General features: G+C 65.1%; 10 protein-coding genes. 3 read left to right on the forward strand and 7 right to left on the reverse strand.

Annotated features, from left to right (window positions below):
* Nucleotides 1-117: 117 nt before the first annotated feature.
* Genes KY501_RS27470 through KY501_RS27480 form a run of 3 tightly spaced genes read right to left on the reverse strand, consistent with a single transcriptional unit; the run spans nt 118 to nt 2,500 of the window.
* Nucleotides 118-597: a peptidase associated/transthyretin-like domain-containing protein gene (locus KY501_RS27470; protein ID WP_224366428.1), complete on the reverse strand. Its 480-nt coding sequence runs from the start codon at nt 595-597 to the stop codon at nt 118-120.
* A gap of 23 nt (nt 598-620) precedes the next feature.
* Nucleotides 621-1,271 (reverse strand): peptidoglycan-binding domain-containing protein, encoded by a 651-nt coding sequence (locus KY501_RS27475; RefSeq protein ID WP_224366429.1) that lies wholly within the window; start codon nt 1,269-1,271, stop codon nt 621-623.
* Between the two features lie 47 nt (nt 1,272-1,318).
* Complete coding sequence (locus tag KY501_RS27480) at nt 1,319-2,500, reverse strand: hypothetical protein (RefSeq protein ID WP_224366430.1); 1,182 nt, start codon at nt 2,498-2,500, stop codon at nt 1,319-1,321.
* A gap of 117 nt (nt 2,501-2,617) precedes the next feature.
* Here KY501_RS27480 and KY501_RS27485 point away from each other — a divergent pair, with 117 nt between their 5' ends.
* Nucleotides 2,618-4,108, forward strand: coding sequence for a phosphoinositide-specific phospholipase C-related protein (locus KY501_RS27485; RefSeq protein ID WP_224366431.1), 1,491 nt, complete (start codon nt 2,618-2,620; stop codon nt 4,106-4,108).
* 128 nt (nt 4,109-4,236) lie between these two features.
* On the forward strand, nt 4,237-4,770 hold the full coding sequence (locus KY501_RS27490; protein ID WP_224366432.1) for a hypothetical protein: 534 nt from the start codon (nt 4,237-4,239) through the stop codon (nt 4,768-4,770).
* 115 nt (nt 4,771-4,885) lie between these two features.
* Here the strand turns inward: KY501_RS27490 and KY501_RS27495 are convergent, their stop codons facing one another.
* The gene (locus KY501_RS27495) at nt 4,886-6,139 is read right to left on the reverse strand and encodes a discoidin domain-containing protein (protein WP_224366433.1); all 1,254 of its coding nucleotides are present in this window, start codon (nt 6,137-6,139) and stop codon (nt 4,886-4,888) included.
* Between the two features lie 179 nt (nt 6,140-6,318).
* On the opposite strand from KY501_RS27495, the gene KY501_RS27500 reads away from it, so the two are divergent.
* The gene (locus KY501_RS27500; protein ID WP_444881610.1) at nt 6,319-6,795 is read left to right on the forward strand and encodes a GFA family protein; all 477 of its coding nucleotides are present in this window, start codon (nt 6,319-6,321) and stop codon (nt 6,793-6,795) included.
* A gap of 70 nt (nt 6,796-6,865) precedes the next feature.
* Here the strand turns inward: KY501_RS27500 and KY501_RS27505 are convergent, their stop codons facing one another.
* From KY501_RS27505 to KY501_RS27515, 3 genes are all read right to left on the reverse strand, one after another.
* Nucleotides 6,866-7,936: a hypothetical protein gene (locus KY501_RS27505; protein WP_224366434.1), complete on the reverse strand. Its 1,071-nt coding sequence runs from the start codon at nt 7,934-7,936 to the stop codon at nt 6,866-6,868.
* Nucleotides 7,937-8,313: 377 nt separating this feature from the next.
* Nucleotides 8,314-8,757 carry a nuclear transport factor 2 family protein gene (locus KY501_RS27510; protein WP_224366435.1) on the reverse strand — a complete coding sequence of 148 codons (444 nt, stop codon included), beginning with the start codon at nt 8,755-8,757 and terminating at the stop codon, nt 8,314-8,316.
* A 117-nt stretch (nt 8,758-8,874) separates the two neighbouring features.
* Nucleotides 8,875-14,169, reverse strand: coding sequence for a trifunctional serine/threonine-protein kinase/ATP-binding protein/sensor histidine kinase (locus KY501_RS27515; RefSeq protein WP_224366436.1), 5,295 nt, complete (start codon nt 14,167-14,169; stop codon nt 8,875-8,877).
* Nucleotides 14,170-14,171: the final 2 nt, after the last annotated feature.

Raw genomic sequence — 14,171 nt, forward strand, 5'->3', positions numbered from 1 at the left:
CGGGCGCTCGGCTCAGGGCTCCACAGGCGAACTCCCGGGCGCTGGCGTCAGCTCCCCCTACCCACCACCGGCGGAACTCTGCAAGTCACCCGTTTCGAGCCGCTTACGCGTTTGGTGCTAGTCCTGCTCCTGATCAATATAAGGACTCTCGTCCTCAGGCACGCCGAACAGCTCCTTATCCGCAGGGGGAGAGCCCTCGTCGGCGGAGGCCGGAGCACTCATGGGACCGCCCTCGAACTGTGAGGGCAGCTTCCGCTCCCCCAGAAACGCGCCGCTTCGGCGAACGATCAGATCCGGAATGACCACGCTCCACTCACCCGCGATGTTGACGGCCACCGAGTAGACGCCCGGAGGAACTCCCCGGAACCGGTAGTGCAAGAGGCGATTGTCGGGATCCGGCTCGACGTCCAGATCACTGGCCTTCAGGACGAGAGCGTAGGACCCATCCAGGCTGGCCAAGCGGATCGTGTCGTCCTGCATCGGATCCCCATCCAGATCCCTCTCAAGGGGGATGACGATGTCCATGCCTCCCAGGACCAGGATGTTGTGTGCCTGCTGGCCGGGCTCACCCAGCATGACGTCGTAGATGTCGTCCATGGATTCCCCCCGGCCGCAGAGGCTCAGCAGCCGTGGCGCTCTTCGAGCTTGTTCAGAGTGGTGGCATCCGGCTCGCCCGTGAAGTCCAGTCCCTCGTCGGCCTGGAACACGGCGAGCGCTGCACGTGTGGCTGGGTCCAGCAGGCCGTCCTGCCGGGGGATGTGGTAACCCAGATTCCGCAGCCGGGCCTGGACACCGGAGACATCGTCCTGGGGAGCATCCCGGGCCGGGTTGAGGTAGCCCAGGCGCAGGCGCAGCGTGCGATCGCGCAGTGTCAGCACCGCCTGGGTACAGCTCAGGGGCACGAAGTGCTGCAGCCCTCCTTCACCGTCGGTCTGGGCCACGATGAGCTCCGGCTCGCCGTCCAGCTCCAGCACATAGGGCTCGTTCGCCAGGGGCTGGCCTTCATGATCCCGAAGCTTCAGGGAGAGCATCTTCTTCGGCCGGCGAACCTGGAAACGGTGCATCTTTCCGGTGGAAACCGATGCCTTCTTCGGCGTGGGGTCCGGAATGGACACCTCGTCCCCGGGATGAAGGATGTTCGGGTTGGGCCGCTTCTTGCGAAGCTCCGCGTTGCTGGCGTGCTCGTAGACCGTCTTGTAGTCAGCGAAGCCATACTGCCAGGCGATCTTCGTCAGACACTCGCCCGGCCTCACGATGTGCTTGCGAGGCATGGGAGAGTCCTAGTCCAGGCGGGCGCCCCAGGACAAGCCAGGGGCGGTCAATCCCCGGGGCTGCAGTCTGCGCGTCCCTGCTGCACTCCCGCGTCGATCTGCAGCCCCCCATCCGCTGAGAGGAGGAAGGTGTGGGTGTGGAGCGTCTCGCCTGGGTGCTCGCAAACGGTCCCCACGGGACAACGTGTGCGTGCCCGCCAGCCACGCTCGAGCTGCTCGAGCTTCGTCTCACACGGTGGATCCATGGGCTCCTCCGGGGTGAAAGCGGAGAGCAGCCGGGAGTCGAGCAGGTTGCCGGATGCATCGCGCAGGGACGCGATGAGCTGGGTCACCGGCCTGGAGGGTGTGCCCCCATCGGGGACGAAGCTGTAGAGCCCCACCGCCAGCTCGCGGCCGCTTTTCTTGAGTATCCGCTCCTCCTCCAAATTGGCCTGATTCAGTACCTGAGGGCAGGAGGCCGCCTCGGCGGGCAGTTCGACCCGAAGTGAATAGACCTCTTTGTTGGTGGCCTCCAGGAGGGTGACGAGCTCCGCTCCCTTCGGAGCCGGGCAGTAGCCGAGAACCAGGGTTTGTCCCTCTTCGAGCCCGGGGACTGCCTTTCCCTCGACCACCTGGGGATAACCTGGAGCCAGACGCACCAACCTGCCCAGGAGCGCCGCCTCCGAGGCCCAGGTATCCACCCACTTCTTCGCCACGCTGGGAGAATCGGTCTCGTTCCAGATGATGGCGTCGAACACCGGCCGGGTGATGATCTCTCGGGTCGTCGCCTGGGTGGCGGCCCGGGCGAGGTCCAAGACCTTCTTCCTGGCATCGGTCCCCTTCCACCGGAAGACAAGATCGCAGGGCGAGTCGTCGTCCCATACCTCGACGAGCTGGGTGGTCTTGTCCTCGAGCTTCCGCAGTGCCTGACGCCCGAGTCCGCTGACGAGCGACGCTCCTGCGGGGAGCTTGTCGGGAGGCTCCTTCGAGCCGTCCTCGCTGCAGGTGTAGACAATCGAGGCCGTGCTGCGCTGCTTCTTGTTCTTGAAAGCGCAAATGGTGGAACAGGTCTCGCAGTTGGCGGTCTCCTCGAACTCCCAGCCCTTGAAGAAACGGGCCTGGAGTTGCTGCGGAAGAACGGTGGCGCAGCGTGGATAGTACGAGGAGCCTGCCTCCGAGGTTCCCGCAACCCCTACGACGAGCATGAAGGCCCAGAGGATCGGGAGCGTGGAGTGTGTCTGGCGGATCATGCGCCCCCACTATACCAGTGGGCACTCTCCGCGACGCTGGTGCCTCTTCCTCCGTCATCCAGGAATCCGTGATAAGCCGGATTGGCCAGAAGTATCGGCTCTTTCACAGGAGAATGTATGGCTTCACGACCGAAGTGTTCCAAGCTCATGGGCGTCCTGGGCTTCGCTGCCGCCCTGTTGCTCTCTGCGTGTGGCGAGGCCATCGAGCCTGATGCCGAGTCCCTCGACAGTCAGGAGCAGGGGCTCGTGCTGCGCGACACCTGGGCCGCGAAGGCGGCTCGCATCCAGCAGCGAGATCTCCAGCGGAGCGTCCCGCTCAACCGGTGGCAGCGGTTGGGGACACACAACTCCCACGTCGCCACGACCTATACGAAGTGCGGCGACGGCTCCTGCTACTACGCCCGCTCCAATCAGCACCGGAGCCTTCCGGCCCAGTTGGACATGGGGATCCGGACCCTCATGTTGGACGTCTACGACGGTGGCAACTGCCAGTGGGGCTGGAGCGTCTGCTTCAGCCATGATGGCGAGCAGTTCGGCCAGTGGAGCGTGGCGCTCGAGGACGAGATCGCCCGCTGGCTCAACTCGCCCGAGAACCAGGGCGAAGTGCTGATCCTCCTGCTGGAGGACTACTTCGACGATGACGCCAACAAGCGCCGGTTCTTCAGCGAGCTGCGGTACCGCTTCGACAAGGACTACTGGCCCGGCGCGGGCACGCCCACCGGAGTGACGGACGGAGATCTGATCTTCCGTCCGGTCGACAAGGAGCGCCTCTTCCCAGGGCGGTGGCCCACGCAGGACGAGCTCCTTCAGCAGGGCAAGCGTGTCCTCATCGCCGTCAAGGATCGTTCGAAGTACGAGCTGTCGGTTTCCGCGGAAGGCTACGCCGGTCCCATGAAGGACTGGCTCTTCTCGGTCAACTCCGTGGGCTACCCGTCCATCCAGTACCCCTGGTATAGCGCCAACTTCGCGCCGTCCTTCGATGGCTCGCGCTGTGGCTCGACGGAGATCAAGGACGGCTCGGGCAATGCGGCTCCCCTCCCCTTTCAGTTCACCCAGTTCGAGGAGATGAAGATCTGCGATCACTTCGAACTCTGCGGCGGTCTGTATGACACGAGCCTGTTCAGCAAGCGCATCGACGTGAAAGCGGTCGTGGACTGCGGCTTCAGCGTGGCCCTGGATCAGGCCGAGGCAGATCCTGGATACACGGGGCAGGGATATGACTACTACTCCCGCACCCTGAAGCAGGCCATCTGGAGCTTCGCGGAGGGAGAGCCCAATAACGTCGGCGAGGAGGACTGCGCGCACATGGCGGGCGATGGCCGCTGGAATGATCTGCCGTGCGAAGCCTCTCGCCGCTTCGCCTGCAAGAAGAAGGACGCGCTGTGTGAGCCGGCCTCCTGTCCCTCGGACTTCTGGACGCTGTCATCTGCCTCGGGAGCCTGGCCCAATGGCCTCACATCCTGCCCGGCTGGGTATGAGTTCGGAGTCCCCCGAAATGGCTTCGAGAACAAGAAGCTGCGGGAGCGCACGGGCGGCGAGGAGGTCTGGTTGAACTTCACGGATCGTGCGCAGGAGGGCACCTGGAAGAGCGAGGGTTCCTCTCTGTAGGCCTTGACCCGGGGGAACTCACCCTTAAGTGGTAGCTCCCCCAGCCTCATCCGGGCTCCCATCTGGCCTATGCTCCTGGACCGCATCCTCACCCAAGGAGACACTTCGTGAAGAGCCGCACCCCTGTCATGTGGGCCACGCTGACGTGCCTTGCCCTGTGTGCCTGCGGAGGAGATTCGCGTCGCGATCTCGTCGGCAACTATGACGTCACGGGTTCCTTCACCGTCACCTACGGAGACGGTCAAAAAGACACACAAACGGTGGATTCACCGCTTACGATCATCGCCGATGCATTCGATTCCGAGAAAATCTACCTGGACTTTGATTGTGGCCTGCCTGCGACGATGAGTGATTCGGGCTTCGTGTTCACCCGGAAGGCCTGCGATTCCTATGAAGTCGAAGAATGCACCTACGCCTGGACCTACAGCACTGGAGGGGGCAGTAAGGAAGAAGAAGGGACTGAACTCACACTGAATCCAGGAGGAACCATCAAGGGCCTCTGCTCCGATGGCTCGTCCGGGCAGATCTCCTTCCTCTTCAAACTCACCGGCACGCCGAGTGGTACACCTTCGGGGAATCCGGGTGAGCAGGACACGAGGAGCACCCTGAGCACTGCTCTCCACCGGGCCTTCGGACGCGCGACGCAGGCCCACCCTCGTTGAACTGGTACTGCACCCTCGATTGATTGACCTGCTGGCCTCCGCGAGGCGAGGCACGGTGGCGGGCGGTGTTCATGCCCGTTCCACCGCGCCCGCCCGAGGGCCTGCGATTGGAATCTCAGCGGTCGCTGATGCGCTTGGAGAACAGCCACGTGTACAGCGACTGCGTGGCGTAGGCGGTATCCCACGTGGCACCGCTGTGGCCTGCGTTGGCAATGGCCGTCGTCTGCATCTGGCTCGCGGACACACCGCATTGGGTATCGAGCCGGGTCTTCGCGGCCGTAGCGCTCGACGGCGGCGCGGAAGAATCGAGCGCACCGTTGAACGCCCAGATGGGCACGTTCGCCAGGTTGCAGAGGTTCGTCAGGTTCGATGGAGTGTTGGTCGCCGCGATGGGTACCAAGGCGGCGATGTTCGGGGTGTGGGCCACGCTGAATTCCCAGGTGAAGTTGCCGCCGCCGCTCAAGCCCGTCAGGTAGATGCGATCGGTGTCCACCAGGTAGTCGCCCTTCACGGCCTCGATGAGCTGGGTGATGGCGCCGTCCTGGAACCAGGCATTCCCGCTGCCTCCGGGGACGTGGTAGTTCGGCGACACGACGATGCCCTGGAACGAGTCCCGGAACGAGGCGCTGAGGAACTGCTTCGCCAGGCCTTCCGGCGAGGCTGCCACCTGGGTGTGATCATTCTGGTTGAGGGTGTAGCCACCAATGCCGTGCAGCGCGACGATGAGCGGCCAGCGCGCGTTCCGGTCGAGGTTGTAGTCCTTGGGCAGGAACTGCGCATAAGCATAGGCAGGGTGACGCACCGCGACCTGCTGCCCGGCGGGGCAGCTCAGGGCCGGCGTCGGCGCCGTCGAAGGCACCGCCAACACTCGCAGTTCTCGCAGCCAGCACGTAGTGGACCGGTCCAGGCAGACGAAGCGAACCTTCTCCGCCCGCACTGTCTGCGCCAGCGTGATGCCCACGTTGACGGTGGTGTTACCCGAGACAGCAGTGCCGGGAATGGTCTGCCAGCAGCCGCCATTCCACGCCTGGACCTCGAACGCCGAAGCGGGCGTCGAAGAGTCTCCCCAGCTCAAAGCCAGCTCAACGCGGCTCACATCATACGCACCCTGGAGGTCCACCGTCACGGACTGGCCCGCTTGGAAGGCATACGCGCTGGCCCAGCCGGTGGAAGTCGAACCATCCACCGCACGTGACGCGGGATGCGAAGCATCCGACTGCGAATAGGAAGTCGCGGGTTTGTTCAGCGCGACGTTCGTCGGTGTATCGAGCGATGCGCTCAGCGCGCCGAGGTCCTCCGCCCCGGTGCCTTGACCGCAAGCACTCATCGCCAATACCGCGAGACTGGACAGCAGCAGGTGTCGTTTCATTGTCGTGGCCTTGTGACCATTCGTTGAGCAAGCGTCTGCCATTGAGAAGCGGCGGGAGCTTGCGTCCACCCATGGGGATGCGCCATTGGGGATAACCAGGATTTCCCTCTTTTTCTGGATGTATGGCCCACGGAGGATCTCTCCTTGCGTGTAGCCAGCCCGCGCCCCACTCTCGTGGGATGGAAAATCCTGCGTCCGAATGGAAGTTGCCTTGGGATGGTGGGTGCCGCTGCGGAAAGATCCGCCTGCGCGTCACCCTGCCTCCCCTGCTCGCCATGGCGTGTCACTGCACCGGCTGTCAGCGCATGAGCTCCAGCGCCTTCAGCCTGTCGCTGGCGGTGCCGACGCCCGGCTTTCACGTCCTCTCTGGAGAGCCGGTGGTGGGCGGCCTGCACGGGCCGTCGAAGCACATGTTCTGCGGCTACTGCATGACGTGGATGTTCACGCGGCCCGAGGGCATGGACTTCTTCGTGAACCTGCGGCCGACCATGCTCGACGACCGGAGCTGGTTCGTGCCCTTCATCGAGACGTTCACGGACGAGAAGCTGCCCTGGGCCACGACGTCCGCGGTGCACTCGTTCCCGAAGTTCCCGGAGATGTCCGCCTACGAAGGGCTCGTCCAGGAGTTCGCCGCGAAGGGAGCGCGTCCCAGGTAGCTTCGCGGCCGTATGAAGAAGACGGCGGCCCGCGCGCACGCGAAGCCGCCGCCTTCAGGGGCGGGCCGGATTACAGCCCGTCGGGATAGCACCACCCGTAGGTGCGATCGTAGCCGCCGCCGGACAGCGGGTATCCGACGAAGCCCAGCTCTTCACCCGATCCGCAGTCCGAGCGAGCGCGCTCGTACTTGAAGCAGGTGCCGAAGCCCGTCCGCTGCAGGTCGACGCAGACTCCTCGCGCGCCCTCCACGCCGCAGAACTCGGCGTAGTTCACGCTGCACGTCTCACCGACGAGCGCCGGATCGAAGAGGTAGCCGATGGGCTCGAGCACGGACTGCTCGATGCACAAGCCATAGACTCCGCACACGGTGCCAGTGGGGCAACCGGGATCCGCCGCCATGAAGTCGCACGTCTTCAGGCACTGCCGGGAATCGGTGAACTCGGGGCTGCACGCGTAACTCGGAGCGCAGTCCGTCGAGGCCAGCTCGCCGTCGTTCGCCGGCGGGGTGTAGGTGCACTCCTGCCCTTGCGTCTTGGTGCCCAGGGACTTCTCGAACGTTCCGTCATCCGCCGCGGCATTGTCCGCGACGCAGGTGAAGTTCGAGAGGGGTGGCCGCCACGAACCCTCGCGGGGATCGCACCCACCAGTGCGAACGGTGCTCCAGGTGGCAAACCGGATCCACCGGCACTCGCCCCCTGCCACCGGTGCGCTGCCGGTGTAGGGCGCGCTGAGCGGCGCGGCCTTCACCGACTGGCGCAGCACCACGTTGGAGAGAGCTCCCACCGTCTGCTGCGGAGACACCTTGTGCGCCAGCAGGAGCTTCCCGGACTCGGCGACGAAAAGCTTCTCCGCCGATGAACCGGCGTCCTGCACGCCCCACACGCACTGCTCGCACGTGAAGAGGTTGGTGCCACCATTGGCCAGATCATAGAGCCCCGGAGCCGTGTTCAAGTCCAGCCGGATGAGCGCGGTGTCCGTGGTCGCGGGGTCTCCCTGGTTCGAGAACTCTCCGCGATACGTCGGCTGCGCCCCGTACATCACGGGCGCCAACTGCACGCCATTGCGAAGCTCGCCCAGGGTGATCTCGGTACACCCGGGAGGCGCGGACAGCTGAGACGAAGATTCCTCGAGCGCACGCATACTGTCTTGCTCCTGGGACGGAGCTTCCTTCTCGCTGGCGCAGCCCATGGCCATGACCAGCAGCGCCACACTCCACTTCAACCTTGTTGCCGTTGCATGATCCCGTTGTTGATACATCAAGGCTGTTGTCTCCTATGTTGGTTAACGCTGACTGCTCCCGTTGCTCGAGAGCGCAGCGACCATAGGGCAACAGTTTGAAGATTGTGAGCACCTGACAGTGCCTGAAGAATGGACAGGCCCCTCCTACTCGGGATGTCCATGGGGACGCCCCTCCATGGTGGGTTGGGTTTCACGCCAATGGATGCTCGAAGACAGGCATTCGAGCAATGGGGCGTGTCTTTAATGCGGGAACGACCAATGGGGTGGGATGTAGCGTGTCAGGGCTTCTTGAAGGCAGCTGCGAGATTGGGGAGAACCCCAAGCTGTCCCAGCAAGATGGTCGCGGCCGTGTAGCAGTGGAAGGACTGAACCTTGCCGTCCTTCAAGTGGAACACGTCACAGCAAGGCGTGTGTATCTCCTTGCCCGTGGCGGGGATGGTTCCAGCAGGCAGCTCTAGTGGCCCCCGATGCGTGCCGTTCAATGACAACTCCACGATCACGACATCACCGCTCACGTAGAAGTCGGTGAGCTCCCGATGCATATCAGGGAATGCCGTGGCGAAGATGTCGACCACGCGGCCAATCTCGTTGCCGTAATATTTACGGCCCGCTGACACATCATAGACGTAGCCGCTGTCCGCAAACAGAGACACGAACTTCTGGACGTCCTGGACCTCCGCGGCCTCATAGAGCGCGCGGATCACCTGCTCGTTCGTAGCCATGAGACTCCTCCTCATTGAGTGATGAGAAGGAGGTACCGTCACGCCCATCTTCTCGAAACAGAAGATCCTGCAATCCATCGTTGCAGGTTTGGCGGTGATCACCTCCGTCCAGGCGCGTCAGATCGGCAGCTCCAGGGTGGCCACGGCTCCCTTGCCGGTGCCCTCGCTCTCCAGCAGGAGCCGGCCGCCCAGGATTTGCGCCGCCAGTGCGCTCGAGTGCAGCCCGAACCCGTGCCCATCCTTGCGCGTGGTAAAGCCATGCTCGAATAGCTTGCCCTTCACCTCGGGAGTGATGCCCACTCCATCATCCGCCACCTGGATGATCACCTTCTCGCCCTCCGCCGCCATCCTCACACGCAGGTGGCGCGAGCCCTCCGGCACCATGTCCAGCGCCTGCTTGGCGTTGGTGATCAGGTTGATGAGGATCTGCAGCACCTTGTGCTTGTCCACCATCAGCTTCGGCACGGGTGAGAGCTGGACCTGGATGTCCACCCCGTGCCGCTTCAGGGCTGCTGTCTGGATGCGCAGCGCATCGTCCACCAGCTGCGCCAGATCACACTCCTCCTCCATCAGCGGCGTGCGCGCGTACATCTGCTGTACCTGAACGATGGCACGGATGTGTTCGATGTGCCGCCCCATCGTCTCCATGTCCTCCAACAAGCGCTGCTGCTCTTGCATCAGCCCTTCCGACAAAGCCACCAGGTACTCCGGGAGGTGATCGCCCCGCGATCCCGGAGCCAGGAAGGAGGCGAGTTCGGCGCGGTGCTCGCGCAACAGGTCCGTGGTCTGCTTCAGCCTTGCCACTTTCGAGGAGTCCAGCGCCTGGTGCATGACCTCCAGGTTGATGACCGCGCTCGTCAGCACATTGCCCACGTTGTGCAACACATTCGAGGCCACCTCCGCCATGCCCACCGCCCGCGCCGTATCCACCAGCTTGCCCTGAGCCTGCCTCAGCTCTCGCGTGCGCTCCTCCACCCGCTGCTCGAGCTCCTCGTTGGCGCGCCTCAGCTCCGCCCTGGCGCGCTGCACCTCCGCGTACAGCCGTGCATTCTCGATGGAGATGGCCGCCTGCGAGGCAATGTGATCCAGTACCGCCAGGCGAGCCGGACTGAAGGTGTTGGTGGCCAGATCATTCTCCAGGTACAGAGCACCGATGAGATGATCCTGGCGCAGCAACGGCAGACACAACACCGAGCGCACCCCACGCCGCGCCCAGTACGGATCCGAAGAATAGGGATGCGGAGCCAGGGCATCGCCTATCACCACCGGCATGCGAGCGCGCCGCACGTACGCCAGCACCGTCCACGGCAGTTCCAGCTCCGCGCCCTTCCCCACCGAGACAGCGACGCCGTCCGCGGACACGAGTGAAGAGGCAGCCACCGAGAGCGTGTCACCGCTCGCCAGCAACAGTGCTCCGCGGCGCGCACCCGCGTTCTCCAGGGCCGCCCCCATCAGAGTCGTGACCAGCTTTTCCAGGACCATCTCTCCCGAGATGGCCTGCTGAGTCTTCACCACCGTCAGTGCGTCGATCTGCGTCGACTGCGTCGTGCTGGTGGAGTCCCCGTCCGCGACGACCTCAACGGGCACGATGCGAGGCCACTGGGCTTCCAGGTTCTGGACCTTGCCCATGGCCCCCCATTGCAGATAGGCCGCCCGTGCCTCCCGGGCGAACGCCTCGGCCACGATGTGCGCATGGCGAGTGCGCCAGAAGTCCGCCGCCAGCTCGTTCGCCAAGGCCACGTGGTGGGTGGCCCCGCTCTCCCGGGCCGCGCGAAGGGCCTCCTCGTACAGGTCCGCCGCCACATCCTCTTGCCCTGTCAGCCGCGCGAGCTCCGCCGACACCATCCGCTCGGCGGCGAGGAAGTTCTCGGCGCAGCACTCCGCCCACTCCGCCAACTGCCGCTGGTGCTCCCGGATGAACTCCAGCGACCGCTGCCTCTCCTCGGGGGAGTCCTCGAAGAAGAGGGCCGCCAACGTCAGCGCGCGATAAAGATGGTACTCCCGGAGGTAGAACATGCCCTGCACGGTCCAGAGCAGCTCGGTCGCCTTGTCGGCGGCGGCTCGGGCCTCCGCGTAGGCTCCGCACATGAAGTGCGACTGGATCCGGGTCATCCAGTAGAGCCCCCGGATGGTGCCCATGCGCTCGGGTGTCATCCCGGCCGCGGCGGCCTCCGAGTCGAAGCCGTTCCAGCTCATCGTCCCGAAGGAGCGCGTGCGCCCACGCAATTGCTGCGCGTAGGCCTGGAAGATGGACAGGATCTCCAGGGCATCCGCCACCCCGGCCTTTCGCACGAAGTCGATGCGCGTGACGCACTCCTGGAACACGTCATCGAGGGGGTGTCCCATGCACACGCGGTTCTGGATGATCGCGGTGCAGAAGAAAGCGGCGTTCAGGAAATCGCCGAACTGGAGGGACTGCTGCAAGCCGGGCAGACAGATCTCCCGCTGCACGGCGGAGAGCGGGCGGACCCAGGAGCTGGCATAGCCCAGACCGAACGTCACCCGTGAGAGACGGGCGGGCATGTTGTGCCGCTCGAGGAGCTTGCAGGCCACGATGCCCAGGGCCTCGCCTTCCCGGTAGCGCTTGAAGTAGGAGCCGGTCAGCACACCGAGCCAGGCGAGCCCCAGCGCCGAGGGCTCCGCGAAGCCATGGCGAAGGGTGATCGAGACCATGAGGCTCACGTCGATGATGAGCAGGTGTTTGTCGCTGAAGTAGGCGGGCCCGAAGAGCGTGGCGAGCACGCTCATCACCATCTTCATCTCGGCGTCCGTCATGAGCGGCAGCTCGAGGAGGCTCTCGACGGAGCGCTCCCCCATCAGCCTCCACACCTCCTCATGGGCGGCCATCGCCTCTTCCCAGGTGGGGTGCCGGGAGATGGGCATGCCCAACGAGGCGAGACACTCGCGCGTGCAGGCCACCGCCCCTTCGATATCTCCCGTGACGAGGCCCAGGTCACTCTTCAAGCAGTAGACGGCCGTGGTATCCGCCCGGCTGCGCGCGTGAGGGAAGAGCTCCTCCGCGCACTGGCGCACCACGGAGGTATTGCCATTCCCGAGCTCGCACCGCGCCCGCGAGAGTGACACCCGGAAGGCCAGCTCGTAATCGGTCTCCCAGGGGTCTCCAGGGATGAGCGACAGCGCCGTCGTGAAGTAGCTGATGGCGGTGCCCAGCGCGACCGCGGACTCGGCCCGCCACCCCGCATCGGCGTTCAGCCGGGCGACGCGGTGGCGCTCCTCGGGGCTGCCGATCAGTGCCACTCCCGCGTTGAACTGGCTCACCACTTCGAAGAGCGACTCGCGCAGCTCCTCGGGAGACAGTCGATCGAGCATCAACCGGCCAATGCGCAGGTGCACGGCCTTGCGCTCCGGCTCGGAGAGCAGGGCATGGGCGGCCTGCTGGAACCGATCGTGGAAGAAGCGGTACTCCTCTGGCCCCAGGCGCGCCAGCATGCCTTCCTGGAGCGCGGGCTCGAGCCCCTGTTCGACCTGATCCACACCCGAGAGCTCCGCGAGGGTGCCCAGCAACTGAAGCGTGAAGGAGCTGCCCACGCAGGCCGCCAGCCGCAGCAGGTGCTGCGTGGACGGAGGCAGGTTGCGCAGCTTGCCCACCATGAAGTCGACGACGTTGTCCGAGTAGCCTCGGGCGCGCACCCCTTGCGCGTCCCACCGCCACCCCGCTCCGGGTTCGCGCACCAGCAACCCGTCCTGGTTCAGCGTCACCAGCAGCTGCAAGAGGAAGAAGGGGTTGCCGCCCGTCTTCTCGTGCAGCAGCGCCGCGAAGGAGACCACCTGCTCCAGCTGCGTTCCCGGCAGCGCCTCCGCCAGCATCTCGGAGATCTGCTCCAGGTTCAGGGGCGCCAGGCGGATGTCGGTGACGCGAGCTCCTGCCTTGCGCACTTCTTCCAGCACGGAGGAGAGCGGATGAGTGGAGCTCACCTCGTTGTCCCGGTACGCGCCGATCCACAGCACCGGCGGCGTCTCCGGCTGGGACACGAGCTGTTGGAGGAGCTGCAGGCTGGCCAGGTCCGCCCACTGCAAATCATCCAGGAACACCACCAGGGGATGTTCAGGGGTGGCGAACACCCGGAGGAACCGGAAGACGGCTCGGTGGAAGCGGTGCTGGGCTTCGCTGGCGGAGAGCTCTTGGAGCGGCGGCTGCTGGCCCACCACTGCTTCCAGCTGGGGCACCAGCTCCACGAGCGCCTGCCCCTGCCCCTCCCACGCCTCGTTCACCCAATGGCGCCACTGCGCCAGCTCCTCATCCGGCTCCGCCAGCAGTTGCTGCACCAGGCCGCGGATGGCCTGCGCCACCGTCGCGTAGGGAATGTCCCGCTGGAACTGATCGAACTTGCCGTGGAGGAAGAAGCCCCGGCGCCGCACCACCGGCTTGTGGAGCTCGTGCACCACCGACGACTTGCCGATGCCCGAGTACCCGCTGATCAGGAACAGCTCGGGACGGGCCGTCCGCGCCACGCGCTCGAAGCCCAGCAGCAGCGCGGACACCTGCGCCTCTCGGCCATACAGCCGCTGCGGCAACTGGAACCGGCTCGGGATGTCCTCCGCTCCGGGCGAAAACCCCTCCAGTCCTCCCGCGCTCAGTCCGCGCTGGCACCGCTCCAGGTCGGCCTTCAGCCCCTCGGCGCTCTGGTAGCGCTCCTCCGCCGTCTTCGCCAACAGCTTCATGACGATGGCGGAGAGTGCGACGGGCACCGCCGGATTCACCTCGTGAGGAGGCTTCGGCCGCTGGGCCATGTGCGCGTGGAACCACTCCAGCGCGTCCCGGCCCTGGAAGGGCCTCTGCCCCGTCAGCAACTCATAGAAGGTGACCCCCAGCGAATAGAAGTCCGTGCGGTAATCCACCACCCGGTTCATCCGCCCCGTCTGCTCCGGGGACATATAGGCCAGGGTGCCTTCGATCAGGTTGCTCGGTGCCGCGTCCAGGTGCTCCACCTTCTGCACCGTCGCCGCTCCGAAGTCGATCAGCCGCGTCTCTCCCGAGGGCTCCAGGATGATGTTGCCCGGCTTGATGTCCTTGTGGATCACGTTGCGGCTGTGCACCGCCGCCAGCGTCGCCGTCAGCGAGAGGGCCACGTGCAGGAAGCGCGAGAGCTCCCACGGCTGGCCCACGCGCTCGGAGAGCGCCTCGCCCGGCACCCACTCCAGCAACAGCACCGGCCGATCGTGAATGCGCTCGCAGGCATAGGGCCGCGCCACGCCTTTCACGTCCTGCAGGCGCTGGAGGATGCCGAACTCACGGCGATAGCGCTCGTGCTCACGCTCCCCGGGAGAGGGAGACATGGGTGTCTTGAGGATGACGTGCAACCCATCCGTCTCGCGCACGGCGCGAAAGAGCATGTTCACACTCGAGGCCCGAATGGTCCCCTGGACCCTGTACCCCGCGACGTCCAACATGG

The sequence above is a fragment of the Hyalangium versicolor genome, assembly GCF_020103695.1.
Classification (GTDB): Bacteria; Myxococcota; Myxococcia; order Myxococcales; family Myxococcaceae; genus Hyalangium; species Hyalangium versicolor.